This is a genomic window from Fictibacillus sp. 26RED30, from assembly GCF_015903845.1.
GTDB classification, from domain to species: Bacteria; Bacillota; Bacilli; order Bacillales; family Fictibacillaceae; genus Fictibacillus; species Fictibacillus phosphorivorans.
On the sequence record NZ_JACZDV010000001.1, the window covers coordinates 140,474 to 157,875 of the forward strand.

Annotated in this window: 16 protein-coding genes; 13 read left to right on the top strand and 3 right to left on the bottom strand. The window is 40.5% G+C overall.

From position 1 onward, the window contains the following. Positions 1-29: 29 nt before the first annotated feature. The 10 genes from IHV11_RS00620 to IHV11_RS00665 all read left to right on the top strand — a co-directional run bounded on the left by IHV11_RS00620 (position 30) and on the right by IHV11_RS00665 (position 9,657). Complete coding sequence (locus IHV11_RS00620; RefSeq protein ID WP_066397741.1) at positions 30-572, top strand: peroxiredoxin; 543 nt, start codon at positions 30-32, stop codon at positions 570-572. 231 nt (positions 573-803) lie between these two features. Next, on the top strand, positions 804-1,253 hold the full coding sequence (locus IHV11_RS00625; protein ID WP_197193436.1) for a TlpA family protein disulfide reductase: 450 nt from the start codon (positions 804-806) through the stop codon (positions 1,251-1,253). Positions 1,254-1,265: 12 nt separating this feature from the next. After that, positions 1,266-1,700 (top strand): Dps family protein, encoded by a 435-nt coding sequence (locus IHV11_RS00630; protein ID WP_197129231.1) that lies wholly within the window; start codon positions 1,266-1,268, stop codon positions 1,698-1,700. 137 nt (positions 1,701-1,837) lie between these two features. Then, positions 1,838-2,827: a TAXI family TRAP transporter solute-binding subunit gene (locus IHV11_RS00635; RefSeq protein ID WP_197193437.1), complete on the top strand. Its 990-nt coding sequence runs from the start codon at positions 1,838-1,840 to the stop codon at positions 2,825-2,827. A gap of 49 nt (positions 2,828-2,876) precedes the next feature. After that, on the top strand, positions 2,877-3,380 hold the full coding sequence (locus IHV11_RS00640) for a DUF1850 domain-containing protein (protein WP_197193438.1): 504 nt from the start codon (positions 2,877-2,879) through the stop codon (positions 3,378-3,380). Continuing rightward, positions 3,373-5,358, top strand: a complete 1,986-nt coding sequence (locus tag IHV11_RS00645; protein WP_197193439.1) for a TRAP transporter permease — start codon at positions 3,373-3,375, stop codon at positions 5,356-5,358. Before IHV11_RS00640 ends, IHV11_RS00645 begins: the two co-directional genes overlap by 8 nt. 213 nt (positions 5,359-5,571) lie before the next feature. Then, the gene (locus IHV11_RS00650) at positions 5,572-7,191 is read left to right on the top strand and encodes an ABC-F family ATP-binding cassette domain-containing protein (RefSeq protein WP_197193440.1); all 1,620 of its coding nucleotides are present in this window, start codon (positions 5,572-5,574) and stop codon (positions 7,189-7,191) included. A gap of 84 nt (positions 7,192-7,275) precedes the next feature. After that, entirely contained in the window at positions 7,276-7,599 is a 324-nt protein-coding gene (locus IHV11_RS00655) for an MGMT family protein (RefSeq protein WP_197194886.1), read from the top strand. Between the two features lie 25 nt (positions 7,600-7,624). Beyond that, entirely contained in the window at positions 7,625-8,128 is a 504-nt protein-coding gene (locus tag IHV11_RS00660; protein WP_197193441.1) for a GNAT family N-acetyltransferase, read from the top strand. Between the two features lie 152 nt (positions 8,129-8,280). Beyond that, entirely contained in the window at positions 8,281-9,657 is a 1,377-nt protein-coding gene (locus IHV11_RS00665) for a DUF2254 domain-containing protein (protein ID WP_231619509.1), read from the top strand. A gap of 47 nt (positions 9,658-9,704) precedes the next feature. On the opposite strand, the gene IHV11_RS00670 is transcribed toward IHV11_RS00665, so the two are convergent. Together IHV11_RS00670 and IHV11_RS00675 are read right to left on the bottom strand one after the other, a co-directional pair. After that, positions 9,705-10,505, bottom strand: coding sequence for a serine/threonine protein kinase (locus IHV11_RS00670; protein ID WP_231620167.1), 801 nt, complete (start codon positions 10,503-10,505; stop codon positions 9,705-9,707). A gap of 21 nt (positions 10,506-10,526) precedes the next feature. Next, the gene (locus tag IHV11_RS00675; protein ID WP_197129244.1) at positions 10,527-10,712 is read right to left on the bottom strand and encodes a hypothetical protein; all 186 of its coding nucleotides are present in this window, start codon (positions 10,710-10,712) and stop codon (positions 10,527-10,529) included. Positions 10,713-10,951: 239 nt separating this feature from the next. Between IHV11_RS00675 and IHV11_RS00680 the strand changes: the two genes are divergently transcribed. Further along, positions 10,952-11,182 (top strand): DUF2198 family protein, encoded by a 231-nt coding sequence (locus IHV11_RS00680; protein WP_197193442.1) that lies wholly within the window; start codon positions 10,952-10,954, stop codon positions 11,180-11,182. A gap of 15 nt (positions 11,183-11,197) precedes the next feature. Here the strand turns inward: IHV11_RS00680 and IHV11_RS00685 are convergent, their stop codons facing one another. Beyond that, positions 11,198-12,070, bottom strand: coding sequence for a sulfite exporter TauE/SafE family protein (locus tag IHV11_RS00685; protein WP_197193443.1), 873 nt, complete (start codon positions 12,068-12,070; stop codon positions 11,198-11,200). A gap of 241 nt (positions 12,071-12,311) precedes the next feature. Between IHV11_RS00685 and uvrB the strand changes: the two genes are divergently transcribed. Both uvrB and uvrA read left to right on the top strand, forming a co-directional pair. Beyond that, on the top strand, positions 12,312-14,303 hold the full coding sequence (gene uvrB, locus IHV11_RS00690) for an excinuclease ABC subunit UvrB (protein ID WP_197193444.1): 1,992 nt from the start codon (positions 12,312-12,314) through the stop codon (positions 14,301-14,303). A gap of 6 nt (positions 14,304-14,309) precedes the next feature. Further along, entirely contained in the window at positions 14,310-17,180 is a 2,871-nt protein-coding gene (gene uvrA, locus IHV11_RS00695; protein WP_197193445.1) for an excinuclease ABC subunit UvrA, read from the top strand. Positions 17,181-17,402: the final 222 nt, after the last annotated feature.

Here is a 17,402-nt window from a genome sequence, read left to right on the forward strand (position 1 = left end):
TCATTTAAATAAAAGGAGTGGAATTTAAAATGGCAGAACGTATGGTAGGAAAACAAGCACCTCGCTTTGAGATGGAAGCGATCATGCCTAATAAAGAAACGAAAAAAGTAAGCTTAGAAAAGAACATGGAAGATGGAAAATGGACCGTTCTTTTCTTCTATCCAATGGATTTTACTTTCGTATGTCCAACTGAAATCACAGCTTTATCAGATAGATATAGTGAATTCGAAGACTTAGATGCGGAAGTAATTGGGGTATCAACGGACACCGTTCATACGCATTTGGCGTGGATCAACACGAGTCGTGAAGATAACGGGCTTGGTGAGTTGAACTATCCTCTCGCTGCTGATACGAACCACCGTGTATCACGTGATTATGGAGTTTTGATCGAAGAAGAAGGTGTTGCACTTCGTGGCATGTTCATCATCAATCCTGAGGGCGAGATGATGTATCAAGTGGTCTTCCACAATAATATCGGCCGTGATGCTGATGAAACACTACGTGTTCTTCAAGCGTTACAAACCGGTGGACTCTGTCCAGCAAACTGGAAGCCAGGGCAAAAGACACTTTAAAAATATTATTGCTTCGAGGTTATTAAATGAATTTCCTCGTTGAACGTTGATTGGAGTGGAAGGTGCGAGACTCCTGCGGGACAAGCGGTCAGGTGAGACACTTAACGGCGCAAAGCGGCAAGTGGCTCACCGCCTGCCCCGCGGAAAGCGAGCAACCTGGAACGGAAATCAACTACATCTTGCAATTACTTAAGAATAAAACTAACGAACAATTTTTGGAGGGAATATTAGATGAAATTACGTGAACAAATGCCTGAACTTGATGGTGCTACAACTTGGTTGAATGAAGAAGTGACGAAAGAAGTATTGGTTGGAGAAAAAGCAACACTAATTCACTTCTGGTCCGTAAGCTGCGGATTGTGTAAAGAAGCGATGCCCGATGTTAACGAACTTCGCGATGAGTATGAAGACGATTTAAACGTAGTGGCTGTTCACATGCCGCGATCAGAAAATGATCTAGACATGAGCGTTATCGAACAGATGGCAATCGGACATGACATCACACAGCCTATCTATGTAGATAGCGAGCATAAATTAACCGATGCTTTTGAAAACAAATATGTACCTGCGTACTATGTGTTTGATAAAGAAGGTAAGCTTCGTCACTTCCAAGCTGGTGGAAGCGGTATGGACATGCTTCGCAAGAGATTGAACCGTGTGTTAAACGAAGAAACAAAATAAGGAGATGATACGATGAATACCATTCAAGAAGTATTGAATCGTCAAGTAGCTAACTGGAATGTGTTGTTTGTAAAACTACACAACTATCACTGGTATGTAAAAGGACCTCACTTTTTCACACTTCATGAAAAGTTTGAAGAGCTCTATAATGAAGCGGCAACGAACATTGACGAATTAGCTGAGCGACTACTCGTACTAAAAGGAACACCCGTTGCAACGATGAAAGAATATTTAGAGTTGGCAACGGTAGAAGAAGCGAATACAAACGAATCTGCAGAAGTTATGGTTCAAAACGTTATTAACGATTTTGAACTACTGATCGCTGAGATTAAAGAAGGAATGGAAGTAACCGAGCGTGAAGGTGATGAGGTAACGCACGACATGTTATTATCCGTTCGTGAAAGCTTAGCAAAACATAATTGGATGCTTCGTGCGTTCGTAAGCTAATCTAAAAAGGAGTGACTTCGGTCGCTCTTTTTTTGTGTACTGATTATATTTCTAAAAATTATAATTATTCTGCAATTTTAACGTAGCATATGCTAAACTTTAAGAATGGACCAAATTATTCCAAAAGGAGGAAGAATATGAAAAAGGGGATCGCATTATTTTTCGTAATGATTCTTGCATTTTCACTAGCAGCTTGTGGTCAAAAAATTGAGACTCCATCTGAAAAGAAAGACTCTGGTGAAAAAAGCGCTTCATTAAATCTTGATCAGATTAGTATTGTGACAGGCGGTACAGGTGGTACATATTATCCACTAGGTGGAGAGATGGCGAAGATTGTGAAGGATGAGTTAGATGTTGAAGCAAATTCTCAGGCATCAGGTGCATCTGTAGAGAACATGCAGCTGCTTCAAGATGGTGATGCTGATGTAGCGTTCACACAAACAGATATTGCTAGCTATGCAGTAGAAGGCAAGGAAATGTTTAAAGAAAAAGTTGACCAAGTATCGGGAATCGGGACACTTTATCCTGAAACAATCCAGATCGTTACGTTAAAAGATAGCGGGATTAAGAGTGTTGAAGACTTAAAAGGCAAAAAGGTTTCAGTTGGAGCGCCAGGTAGTGGAACTTTTGCTAATGCTGAACAAATTCTAAAAATTCATGGTATGACAATGGAAGACATTGATGCCCAGCATCTATCGTTCGATGAGTCTACGGAAGGTATTCAAGATAAGAACATCCAAGCGGCTTTTATCACAGCAGGCACGCCAACAGGAGCTGTGGATGCATTATCTGCAACAAAACCTGTAACGATCGTACCGATTTCAGATGACAAGATTAAAGAGCTGATCGAAGCGCATCCGTATTATATTGAAGATACCGTTAAAAGCGGAACATACAAGATCGAAGCAGACGTAAAAACGGTAGCCGTACTTTCCATGCTAACTGTTCGCAAAGATATGGAAGATGATGCGGTGTATGCGATCACAAAGGCAATCTTTGAGAACACAGATAAGATCAGTCATGCAAAAGGAGAGCTTATCTCTGCTGAGAATGCAGTAAACGGTATGGGAATCGACTTCCATCCTGGAGCTAAAAAGTATTTTGAAGAAAAAGGAATCTTAAAATAAGAGGTGTTGAGCATGGACTAAGAGTGTATTCTTTAGTCCATGTATTCTTATGAAGAAAATTTTTATTAGCATACTGATTTTATTGTCTTTAGCGATTGCTTCATTTGTGCCGTTTTTTAAATCAGTAGTAATTGAAGATGGCAAGACAGGTAAATCGTTAGCTTTCTTTGATGCAAAGCAAGGTAGTGAGTTCAGTATTGAATACATACACTCGATTCATAAAACACCGGTTCGTGAAATCTATCAAGTTCATAACGAAGAAATTCTTCAAACTGAAATGAGGTTTCAGGAATTTGGTGTTGGCATGCCATCAGGTGCAGAAGAAGGTGAAGTGTTTGCACAAAAGGGTGAGAACTATATTTTATCCAACATGAAAAGAACGTTTCCTTCATTAGATATTCGAATCGGACAAATTATAGCCAATCATACACTTCTTCTTAAAGGTCATGAATATCCCTTTTCTTCATTCAGTGAAAAAGGATCTTGGGTTTCAATAAAAGTAGACAACTTGAATATATGGCAAAGGTTGATAGGAGGGAAAAAACTTGGATAACAACAAGCATAACGAGCGTGAACAAATATCAGATCAAGCTGTACAAGAGCTGATAGAAAAGTATGATCCTGAAGCAGGGTTTCGGAAATTAAAAGGTGTTCTTTATTGGATTACACTCATCGGTCTTATTACCTTTTCACTATTTCAACTCTATACAGCTATTTTCGGAGTGTTGCCGGCACAGCTGCAAAGAACGATTCATCTAGGCTTTGCACTAACATTAATCTTTTTGCTATTTCCAGCTTCTAAAAAGAAAAAAGAAGGTAAGCCACTTTTTCAAGTCGCTTGGTATGACATGATCTTGGCTGTCTTGTCTATAGCGGTAGGGTCGTATTGGTACATATTTATGGATGATCTCGTGATGAGGGTAGGTAGATTAACGACTCAAGATTTTCTAATAGGGGTACTCGCAATCTTACTTGTTTTAGAAGCAACGAGAAGGGTCGTTGGGCTGCCGATCACGATTATTGCAGGTCTATTCCTGCTTTACGCATATATGGGACCTTATATGCCGGGCTTCTTAGAGCATAAAGGTTTGACGATCGAACGGATCGTAAGGACGATGTTCTTTACAACAGAAGGTATTTTAGGAACACCACTCGCGGTTTCATCAACGTATATCTTTCTGTTTCTATTATTTGGAGCCTTTCTCGTAAAGACAGGAGTGGGCGAATATTTCAATGATCTATCCATCGTCATTGCAGGAAGACGAGTCGGCGGACCTGCTAAGGTAGCGATTTTCTCGAGTGCTCTTCAAGGAACGATCAGTGGAAGCTCGGTTGCTAACGTTGTAACTTCAGGGGCTTTTACGATTCCGATGATGAAACGTTTAGGTTATGATAAAAACTTTGCAGGAGCAGTTGAGGCAGCTTCCTCTACTGGTGGTCAGATCATGCCTCCTGTCATGGGCGCGGCGGCGTTTTTGATGGTTGAATTTATCGGAGGCGGTATTACCTATTGGGATATCGCCAAAGCCGCAGCCATTCCTGCCGTTTTATACTTTGCGGGAATATGGATCATGACACATTTCGAAGCAAAACGCATCGGCCTTAGAGGGTTATCTCGTGAAGAGATGCCTGAAACGAAAAGAGTTATTAAACAAGTGTATCTGTTGATTCCGATCGTTGTGGTTATTCTCTTGCTTATGAGTGGTATGAGTGTAACAAAAGCTGCGCTGTGGTCCATCGTGAGTGCGATCGCGGTAGGGATGTTCAATAAGAAAACACGCATGGGGCCGAAGCTCTTTCTTGAAGCGTTAGCTGATGGAGCGAGAACCGCTCTTGGGGTTGCAGCGGCTACAGCAGCTGCAGGTATGATTGTCGGAGTGGTCACCGTAACAGGTGTAGGTCTTAAGATGGCGAACGGTTTGCTAGAGTTATCAGGTGGGTATCTCATTCCGACCTTGATCTTAACGATGATCGCATCGCTCGTACTTGGTATGGGATCACCAACAACGGCGAACTATGTCATTACATCAACGATTGCGGCTCCAGCTATTTTATTATTTGGGGTTCCTGATCTGTCAGCTCATATGTTTGTCTTTTATTTTGGAATCATCGCAGATATCACGCCTCCGGTAGCACTGGCAGCCTTTGCCGCAGCAGGGGTTTCGGGCGGTGAACCGATACGAACCGGTATTCTCTCATCAAAACTTGCCATTGCAGCGTTTATCATTCCCTATATTTTCGTTATCTCACCACAGCTCATGTTGATTGATACAACATGGACTGAAGCGATTTGGGTGATCTCAACGGCATTTGTAGGAATGATCGCGATTGGGGCAGGAATGATCGGCTATTGGATGAGACCTCTTTCTTGGCTAGAAAGAATCGCAGCCGTTGCGATCGGCTTCTTGCTGATCTATCCAGAAGGCATGTTCAGCGCGATCGGTCTTGCAGCGTTCGCTCTTATGCTTGGAAATCAGTATTGGTTATTAAAAAAAGACAATCCACAAGCTCCATCATCTCCAGCTGTTTAAAAGGGAAAAGCTCAAAGGCTATCTGTCTTTTGAGCTTTTTTATGTGTGCAAAGTTTAAAATTTTCAATGTGGGTAAAAGATTGTAAGGTTATACCTCTCGTATTTATGATACAATCAGTAAGTATGCATTTTTGTAGGATACGGATTTGAATATATGTATGTAGGCTGATAGAGATAGTTGGTCAGTTATATATAAAAAGGAGAGATATCCAAATGATTACGGTAACTAACGTTGGTCTTCGCTACGGCGACCGCAAGCTGTTTGAAGACGTTAATATAAAGTTTACACCAGGAAACTGCTACGGTTTAATTGGTGCGAACGGTGCGGGTAAATCTACATTCTTAAAAATTCTTTCTGGTGAGATCGAAGCACAAACAGGTGACGTTCACATGACGCCAGGCGAACGTCTAGCCGTATTGAAGCAGAACCACTTTGAGTATGAAGATCAAGAGGTAATGCAGACGGTTATTATGGGCCACGCTCGTCTTTATGAAGTGATGCTAGAGAAAGACGCGATCTATATGAAAGCTGACTTCTCAGATGAAGATGGAATTCGTGCAGCTGAACTTGAAGGTGAGTTTGCCGAACTGAACGGTTGGGAAGCTGAATCAGAAGCAGCGATCCTTCTAAAAGGTCTTGGTATTAAAGAAGATCTTCACACAAAGAAACTAGCTGAACTAACAGGTTCTGAAAAAGTAAAAGTATTGCTTGCACAAGCTCTTTTCGGTAAGCCGGATGTTCTACTTCTGGATGAGCCGACGAACAACTTAGACCTTCAAGCAATCCAATGGCTAGAAGATTTCTTGATCAATTTTGAAAACACAGTCATCGTTGTATCCCATGACCGTCACTTCTTAAACAAAGTATGTACGCACATGGCTGACCTTGATTTTGGAAAGATCCAGATCTATGTGGGTAACTATGATTTCTGGTATGAGTCTTCTCAATTAGCGCTTCGTATGGCACAAGATCAAAACAAGAAAAAAGAAGAAAAAATCAAAGAACTTCAAGCTTTCGTTGCGCGATTTAGTGCGAACGCATCTAAATCAAAACAAGCAACTTCACGTAAGAAGTTATTGGATAAAATCTCTTTAGATGATATCCGACCTTCTTCTCGTAAATATCCGTATGTGAACTTTGGCATCAACCGTGAGATCGGAAATGATCTACTTCGTGTTGAAGGTTTAACAAAAACGATCGACGGCGTAAAAGTACTTGATAACGTGAGCTTTATCATGAACAAAGACGACAAGATCGCTTTTGTAGGTAAAGAAGAGATCGCCATCACAACTCTATTTAAAATTTTAATGGGTGAGATGGAAGCGGACAGCGGAACATACAAATGGGGTGTAACAACGTCTCAAGCGTACTTCCCGCGTGATAACTCGAAGTACTTTGCTGGCAGCGAGCAGACTCTTGTAGATTGGCTTCGTCAATATTCTCCTGAAGATCAAACGGAAAGCTTCCTTCGCGGATTCTTAGGACGTATGCTCTTCTCAGGTGAAGAAGTAATGAAAAAGCCGTCTGTATTATCTGGAGGAGAGAAAGTACGTTGTATGCTTTCTAAGATGATGCTAAGCGGATCAAATGTATTGATCATGGATGATCCTACGAACCACTTGGATCTAGAATCGATCACAGCATTGAACAACGGATTAATCGGCTACAAAGGTGCATTGATGTTCACGTCACATGACCATCAGTTCGTTGAAACGATCGCGAACCGTATCATCGAGATCACGCCTAAAGGAATTCTTGATAAGCAAATGTCTTATGATGAGTACTTGGCGAATGATGAATTGAAGAAGCAGCGCCAATTGATGTATAAATAAAACAACGAAGGAGTGTTAAGTCTGATCGTAGATTTAGCACTCTTTTTTTGTTTGGCTACTTATTTAAAAAAGTGAGGAGAAATGATGGAGCCATTTACTGAGAAGGTCATTAAAGTCATCAAAAGTATACCGAAGGGACAAGTCATGACTTACGGACAGATTGCCCGTGTAGCTGGAAATCCGCGAAGTGCTAGACAGGTCGTGCGTATCCTTCACTCTTTGAGTAAGAAGCATGATCTGCCTTGGCACCGGGTAATTAATGCAAAAGGAGAGATCGGCATTCAAGATGAGGAATTGTTTTTTACGCAAAAGTCACTTCTAGAGAGTGAAGGCGTGCAATTTAAAGGGAAAAACAGAATGAACATCGAAGCATACAGGTATACGCCAGATTGCGAGGATTATATTTAATTAGCATTTACAGGGAGAAATGAGTATGCAGATCAAACAGAATCCGGTAATAAAAGTAGCAGAGTTGAGGGATAAAGAAACGATCCATAATCTTATGCAGTTTTATTTTTATGATTTCTCAGAGTTTATCGACATTTACGTCGATGACAATGGAGTTTTTGGTCAGTATGCTTATTTAGATAACTATTGGCAAGAAAGTCGTCGCTTTCCTTATCTGATCGAATGGGAAGGAAAGGTAGCAGGGTTTGTATTAGTAAGCGAAGTACAGGAGGCCAACAATACTTACTGGTCGATCTCAGAATTTTTTATCATGAAAAGATTCAGGCTTAGTGGTTTGGGTAAACTTGCTGCTCATCAGGTATTTGAAAAACATAAAGGAGATTGGCAAGTTTCTCAAATAGAAGCGAACAAACCTGCTCAAACATTTTGGAGAAAAGTGATCGGTGAATACACGAGTGAACAGTATAAAGAGCGTAATGAAGAGAGACGAGTCATCCAATCGTTCTCCAATAAAATAATCAAGAAGTGACGTGCGATTCTATTCAATAGAATTGCTTTTTTTTATTGTGATAAAACGATAGAAAGTTTGACTTTTTTTTAATAGGGCAAAATAGGATAGGAGCTCATTGCGTTTTGAGTGTTCCAAATAACTGTTGTTTTTACTTCTGAGGGGATGTACACATGTTTAGATTGAACCTGTTAGATAATTATTTAAAGAAATATACAAAAATGTCCGAGAGGGAACTATCACATACGGTGCAATCAAATATGTGGTTTACTCCCGTGCTCTACATGATATTTTCTGCACTATTAGTGACGGCCACATTAACAACTGATCTAAAGTACGATTTAGGAGATCAAATGCGTCCATTTTTTGCAGTCGATTATGATCTTACACGAAATCTAGTAGGAACGCTTACCGCTGCAACTCTAACTTTGACTACTTTCACGTTTAACTTGATCCTAGTTGTGTTTACGACGTTTTCTGGACAGTTTTCTCCTCGTATGTTGAAAAACTTTATAGCTAGTAAATCAACTCAGCGTGTTTTAGGAATATTTACCTCAAGTTTTATTTATATGTTGTTGAGTTTTTTATTTTTGAACAAAAGAATGGCCGAATATTATTTTGCTGTTCCTTTGGCGGCAGCTATTATTGCTGCATTTTCAATGGGAACCTTTATCTTTTTTATCAATCATGCTGTTGCTTGGCTTCAAGTGAATCAGATGACATATGACATGAAGAATGAAGCGTTGTACATTGTAAAGAGTACATTAGAGGACGAAGTCGATCCTTATAAAGTGGATGATTTAACTACGGTAAACAGTGAGATATGTGATGAAAGCGGCAATACGATCTCAGCGCGCAAATCGGGATTTATCCAACTGGTGGATTTCATTTCTATCATGAAAGAAGCTGAACGAGATGATATTGTCATACGATTGGAGTATGCGATCGGAAGCTATGTGTATGCTACAACGCCATTTATCACCTATTGGAAAAAAGGTGAGAATGAAGTGGATGAACAAAAATATTTAGCGCTCATCAGTATTGGAAGAAGGCAAACAGAAGTTCAAGATATTGAATTTAGTATTAATAAACTTGTGGAAGTTGCGATTAGATCGCTTGGAAATAATGATCCAAAAACAGCGATTAACTCCATCTATCAACTAGGTGAAGTTCTAACTACGATTTCACGTGGATCCATTTTTTCGAAGTATTTGGTAGATAAACAAAATAATCTGCGCGTCGTTTTACAAGAACGAGATTTTAGCCATTATTTATACAATGCTTTTGGATACATTCGCCACTATGCAAAAGATAATGTGATAGTATGTACGGAAATACTGAAGGTTCTTGATCTGATGGCAAAATCTCTAAATAAGCGTGATTATAATGCAGTCTGGGAATTCGGGATTTTAACCGCAAGCGGGTTAGAAAATCAATTCTTATTTGCTTTAGATTATCAACAATTTCATCGAGCGCTGCAGAATCTTTCCGTGACGACAAATCATGAAAAAGAGTATGAGGATTTCTTATTTAAAAGTAAACAACCGTAGATGCAGCTATAGAATATGAAAAAGCCCGGTATAAGTACCGAGCTTTTTTATATGGAGGGCAATGCTTTTTGAACGTCCGATGCCGAATGAAACGGCTCGTCAAGTTGAAGCATTTTTCGAAGAACATATTTAAGTGAGGATGAAATTTCTAACTCTTTTTCCCAGCTCGCCTCTTTCTTCGTTTGGGGCACGTAAGTTGAGTAAAGAAGAAACAAGGCAAAATGACCGAGAGCAAACAGGTCGCTTTCCACTTTAACAGCCCGCATCCGAATTTTCTCCGGATGCTCATGTGGATCTTCAATCTCATGGTCTATGTCTGATAAATAACAAGCAAGCCCAAAATCAATCACGATCAGTCTTTTATTTCGTTGAATGATATTTGGAATTCGAAGGTCTCGATGTATGATCCCTTTCTGGTGAAAGCGTTCAGTAATAGTTAAAAGCTCTAGCAATATCGTAATCGTTTCTTTTTCGTTGAATGTTTGATTATCACGAAAAATTAGATCTTCGAATGTGTCTCCCTTGATCCATTCCATAGCGATAAAGTGACCTTGTTCATTTTGAAAGGTATTCATTAGCTTCGGTACAGGGTGTTTCTGCAGCGCTTCTAAAATTTGAGACTCTCTTTGGAAAGAAAGAAGACCTGTTGTGGTCTTTGCTTTAGTGTTCCGAAGCTGTTTTAGTACGATAATCTCATCTGTATGCGTATCAAGTGCTAGGTACGTAATACCGTAACTACCCATTCCTAGAACTTCTTGAATAAGATATTGATTATGAACAAGGTTTCTAGCTTTAATAGGTCTGTCCCAAAACGTTCTTTGCATACCTTTCCATAGTTCAGCTATCATGTTGTTTGAATGCTACTCAGATCAGGAGCTAAAGAAGCTGCTTCTCTTTTTCTTTTTATAATGCTTGTGTCCATATCCACCATAATGCTTCTTGCCAAAATCACTGCTGCTGTATTTCTTGTAGCTTTTCTTATATTTGTAGCCTGAGCTGCTGTACCTTTTATGGCTGCTTTGACCTAATAGTGATTTTAATAGTTTCTTTAACATGAAAAATCATCTCCTTTGAAGATCCTTGTTAATCATATTCGTCCTTTTCAAGCATTATCCTACTGTACGTACTTTTAAACAAAAAGTTTCAAAGAGAAGGGGTCTGACCCCAAACAATTTATTTCCCGCAACAATTTCCTTGTTTTTGTCTAGTGAGTTTTGTTAAATTTAGAGAGGTATAATAGAACGTTTACAAAAGTTATGTTTTTTGGTGTTCAAGGAGAGGGGTTCTTCGTTTCATGTCGGAGTATATTGTCGCAGCTTTATTGCCTTTTGGTCTACAGCTGTTATTTAATAGAGTGTTGTTTACAAAGTACTTACCTTTAGCGATTACTGTTGTTATCTTAATTTTTGGTTTTGATGGCTTGAATCAACCGTTGCCTCTCCAAATCGTTGCCGTAATTTCTACGATTTTAGGCTTCTTACTGGGACTTAAAATTTATAACAAACAAAAAAGAAAAGTAAGATAAAAAAAGACGTCACCTTTACGAGGTAGACGTCTTTCTTTTTGTATGAGTGATCGTTTCTTTTAAGAAAAGTACGAGCATGGATAGCACATATAGTGTAATGATACCTAAACCAGCTTTATCAAGATGAACGAGCTTCAGTACTACTGAGCTTAAGATCGTGATGTATAGAGCACCTAGATATTTTTGAATCTGTTCGCTGGAATAGATGGTTGTGAGCTTTGCACCTAGTTGAGTCCCGACCAACGCCCCTAAAATAAGCAGGAGGCCAAGTTTATAATCAATCTGTACACTTGATGCGTACGTTAAGAAACCAGCACTTACGATGAAAAACACACTGACTAAGCTCGTCCCAACCGCTTTTCTAGAAGGGAACTTCATTAAAGAAATGAGCATTGGAACCATTACGAATCCTCCGCCAACTCCTAATGTCGTAGAAATGAATCCCCCTGTAAATCCAATAAAGACTGCTTTTGGCCAAGAGAAATAGATCTCAGTAGTGCTTTGCGCTAGATTCTTGCGTTTTGTTTGCTTATAAAGCAGGGAAAGAGCAAAGTAGGCAAGAAGAACAATATAAAAAATTGGGATGATCGTATCGTCGTAACCCATCTTCTCTAACCATACTACAAGTGGATGAGCGACCTGTGTGGCAACGATTCCTACAATTCCTAAAACAGCAGCAGTTTTCCATATAATATTCTTAAATCTAAGATGAGCAGCAACGCCTGAAACACTTGTCCCGATTGAGTACATAAGACTCGTCCCGATCGCTGAAAGAGGAGGGAGACCGAACAAGATTAGAACAGGTGTCAGAATAAAGCCGCCACCTATTCCGAAAATGCCTGAAAAGATGCCGATGCATAAACCTAACAGTATATAAAAAAACTCCATTTTAAAACTCCTTTTAAAGGGACACACCTTTTACAATTTTTCCGAAAGCCTTGGTAATGCTAGCGGGAAATGGGGTCAGACCCCACACAATTTATTTCCCAACAAGTGCCTACCTTTAAGTATAACACTTTACTTTCCTTCCAGAAACTTCTGCGAATATTTGTTCGTAATTATTAGGTTTTTGGATATGGGCTGTGCTATAATTTGAGTAACCAGAATTTAGGAACGGAGGTTCGGTTTTGTGAGTCAAAGTCAATTGTTCGAAATCAAATCAAACTATCAGCCACAAGGGGATCAGCCCGCAGCGATCCAACATCTTGTGAACAATATAAACGCAGGAAAGAAGAGTATGACCCTGCTTGGTGCGACCGGAACAGGAAAGACGTTTACGGTATCCAACGTTATTCAGGAAGTAAACAAACCGACTCTTGTTATTGCTCATAACAAAACATTAGCCGGACAGCTTTACAGTGAGTTGAAAGAATTTTTTCCGAACAACGCAGTTGAGTATTTTGTATCGTATTACGATTATTATCAGCCAGAAGCATACATCGCACATTCTGATACGTATATCGAAAAAGATGCAAGCATTAATGATGAGATCGATAAACTTCGCCACTCGGCTACTTCATCACTTTTTGAACGCAAAGACGTTATTATTGTGGCCAGCGTATCGTGTATTTATGGTCTAGGTTCACCTGAAGAATATAAAGACATGGTGATCTCCTTAAGAGAAGGGATGGAGAAAGACCGTGATCAGCTTTTACGTGATCTTGTAGATGTTCAATACAACCGAAATGATATTAACTTTACTCGAGGTACGTTCCGAGTTAGAGGAGATGTCGTGGAAATCTTTCCAGCCTCACGTGACGAACATTGTCTTCGTGTGGAGTTTTTTGGTGATGAGATCGACCGAATTACAGAAGTGGACGCACTAACAGGCGAAATTCTAGGTGAACGTAAACACGTTGCCATTTTCCCGGCTTCCCACTTCGTAACACGTGAAGAGAAAATGAAGGTAGCGATCAAGCGCATCGAAGCTGAGCTTGAAGATCGCCTAAAAGAATTGAATGAAGCTGGAAAACTGTTAGAAGCACAGCGTCTCGAACAGCGTACAAGATATGACCTAGAGATGATGGCGGAAATGGGCTTTTGCTCAGGGATCGAGAACTACTCGGTTCATCTGACGCTTAGACCATTAGGATCGACGCCATACACACTTCTAGACTATTTTCCGGATGATTCACTGATTGTTATCGATGAGTCCCATGTTACTCTTCCGCAGATTCGTGGAATGTTTAATGGAGACCAAGCGAGAAAAGGGGTTCTTGTCGATCACGGGTTCCGACTGCCTTCTGCAAAAGATAACCGACCGTTAACGTTTGACGAATTTGAGCGGTATACAAAGTTTCAGCATATTTACGTATCAGCAACACCAGGGCCGTATGAGCTCGAACACGCACCTGATCCGGTTGAGCAGATCATTCGTCCAACAGGACTCCTTGATCCTACACTAGAAGTTCGTCCGATCAAAGGTCAGATCGATGACTTGCTCGGTGAGATCAACGAAAGAATCGCAAACAAAGAACGAGTTCTTGTTACTACTCTAACGAAAAAGATGTCTGAGGATCTTACCGATTATTTTGTAGAGCTTGGTATAAAAGTTCGTTACTTGCATTCAGAAATTAAGACGTTAGAACGGATTCAGATCATCCGTGACCTTCGTCTCGGTGTGTTTGATGTACTCGTCGGAATAAACTTGTTGCGAGAAGGACTGGATATACCTGAAGTGTCTCTCGTAGCGATTTTAGATGCAGATAAAGAAGGCTTCTTACGTTCAGAGCGTTCGTTGATCCAAACGATCGGACGTGCCGCGCGTAACTCAAACGGTCACGTTATCATGTATGGAGACAAAATTACGAAATCCATGCAGATTGCGATCGATGAAACGCAACGCAGACGTCAGAAGCAGATGCAGCACAATGAAAAGCATGGAATCACACCTACTACGATTAAAAAAGAAGTGCGTGATGTGATTCGTGCAACACAAGCTGCCGAAGATACAGAAACGTATACAAGTTCAAAAGCTCCTAAGCAAAAGATGAGCAAGAAAGATCGCGAAGCGTTTATCGAGCGTATGGAAAAAGAGATGAAGGATGCTGCAAAGAACCTTCAATTCGAGCGTGCAGCTGAGCTTCGTGACCTCATACTTGAGTTAAAAGCGGAAGGATGATTGCAGTTGGCTACCAACCAAAACATAGTTGTAAAGGGTGCTAGAGCCCATAATTTAAAGAATATAGATATTACGATCCCACGTGATAAGCTGGTTGTTTTGACCGGCTTATCTGGTTCGGGTAAGTCTTCACTGGCTTTTGATACCATCTACGCAGAAGGGCAGCGTCGTTACGTTGAATCACTATCTGCTTATGCCCGTCAGTTCCTCGGACAGATGGATAAGCCAGATGTGGATTCGATTGAAGGACTGTCACCTGCGATTTCGATCGATCAAAAAACAACAAGCCGTAATCCTCGTTCAACAGTTGGAACGGTTACGGAAATCTATGATTATCTTCGACTTCTATTTGCTCGTATCGGACGACCGGTATGTCCTGTTCATAACGTGGAGATCACTTCCCAAACAATTGAACAAATGGTTGACCGGATTTTAGAATATCCTGAGCGTACGAAGCTTCAAATTTTAGCACCTGTTGTTTCCGGTAGAAAAGGGGAACATGTTAAAGCGCTTGAAGATATTAAGAAGCAAGGGTATGTTCGTGTCCGCATCGACGGTGAGATGCGTGAGATATCTGAAGAGATTAAGCTTGAAAAAAATAAAAAGCATACCATTGAAATCGTGATCGACCGTATCGTTGTAAAAGAAGGAGTCGCTACTCGTCTAGCTGATTCTCTTGAAGCAGCACTCAACCTTGGTGGAGGAAGTGTTGTTGTTGATGTCATGGAAGAAGAGGAACTTTTATTCTCTCAAAATCACGCCTGTCCTCATTGTGGATTTTCGATTGGTGAACTAGAACCACGCCTGTTTTCATTTAACAGTCCGTTCGGGGCGTGCTCGTCATGTGATGGTTTAGGAGTAAAGCTTGAAGTGGATCCGGAGCTCGTTATCCCTGACTGGAGTCGTTCTTTACGTGATAACGCCATCGCACCTTGGGAGCCCATCAGCTCTCAATATTATCCGCAGCTTTTAGAGAGCATCTGTAACCATTTTGGTATTGATATGGACGTACCGGTTGAAAATCTTCCAAAAGATCAGATGGATAAAATTTTGAACGGAAGTAAAGAGTACCTGACTTTCACGTACAAAAATGATTTCGGTCAGGTACGCAAGAACGAGATTCAATTTGAAGGTGTATTAGGCAACATTCAGCGCAGATACCGTGAAACGAGTTCAGATTATATCCGTGAGCAGATGGAAGGATATATGGCGCAAAAGCCATGTCCAACATGCAAAGGGCATCGTCTGAAAAAAGAAGCTCTTTCTGTTCTGATCAATGGGAGGCATATCGGTGAAACTACTTCTCTTTCCATTACTGAAGCAAAAGAATTCTTCGATAACCTTGATCTGACGAATAAAGAACGTGCGATCGCGAAGCTCATTCTACGCGAGATCGTGGATCGCTCAGGTTTCTTGATCAATGTAGGACTAGACTATCTGACGCTAAGCCGAGCAGCTGGTACTCTATCTGGTGGTGAAGCACAACGTATTCGCCTTGCGACTCAAGTCGGGTCACGATTGATGGGTGTTCTTTATATTCTAGATGAGCCATCTATCGGGCTTCATCAGAGAGATAATGACCGACTGATTCGTACACTCGAAGAAATGCGTTCTCTTGGGAATACGTTGATTGTCGTAGAGCATGATGAAGATACGATGCTTGCGGCAGACTATGTCATTGATATTGGTCCTGGTGCAGGGGCTCACGGTGGCGTGATCACATCACAAGGTACTCCACAAGAGATTATGGAAGATCCGGCTTCGCTTACAGGACAGTACTTGTCTGGTAAAAAGTTTATCCCCCTTCCAAAAGAAAGACGTAAGCCAGATGGAAGATATATTGAGGTTAAAGGTGCAACAGAAAACAATCTGAAAAACGTATCCGCAAAAATTCCATTAGGTTTATTTACAGGAGTTACAGGTGTTTCTGGATCCGGGAAAAGTACGCTTGTAAATGAGATCCTGCATAAAGCTCTTGCACAAAAGCTGCACCGTGCAAAGGACAAGCCTGGTGCACATAAGTCCATCAAGGGTCTAGAGCATGTTGATAAAGTTATTGATATCGACCAGTCTCCAATCGGCCGAACGCCACGATCAAATCCAGCGACATATACGGGAGTATTTGATGATATTCGTGATGTGTTTGCATCAACGAATGAAGCAAAGGTACGTGGTTATAAAAAGGGACGTTTTTCTTTCAATGTAAAAGGTGGACGTTGTGAAGCATGCCGCGGAGATGGAATCATTAAAATTGAAATGCATTTCTTGCCAGATGTATACGTACCATGTGAAGTTTGTCATGGTAAACGTTATAACAGAGAAACATTAGAAGTGAAGTATAAAGGGAAAAACATCGCAGATATCTTAGACATGACGGTAGAAGATTCTGTTGAGTTCTTTGCCAACATCCCTAAGATCAATCGTAAGCTAAAGACCATTCTTGATGTCGGTCTTGGTTATATTAAGCTCGGTCAATCCGCTACAACTCTTTCAGGAGGAGAAGCACAGCGTGTAAAACTCGCGTCTCAGCTTCATAAGCGTTCTACTGGAAAAACGATCTACATTCTAGACGAGCCGACAACGGGTCTTCACGTTGATGATATCTCACGCTTACTTGTCGTACTTCAAAGACTTGTTGATAACGGAGACTCTGTACTTGTTATCGAGCATAACCTTGATGTTATCAAGCAGTGTGATCATTTAGTTGACCTTGGACCAGAAGGTGGGGACAAGGGCGGTATGATCGTTGGTGCAGGTACACCAGAGGAGTTAGCTGAAATTGAAGCTTCTCACACCGGTCGTTATCTTGCTCCGATCTTAAAACGTGATAAGAAACGGATGACTGGAAAGATCAAAGAAAAAGAAACGATTAAATAGAAGCTAGTAAAAGGACGGTGAAATGATTTCACCGTCCTTTTTCTATTAAAAGATAGGGGTTGAAAGAATATCGTCTTATTAAAACATTTATGAAACAAATATATTGGAAAAGTAGGATTTAACTAATTGGAATAGGACTTTTTTGCTATGCGATTGGTTAAATAAAACTACAAAAAAATACACCTTCTCAAAATATGAGAAAGTGTATGTGAACCTTAGAAA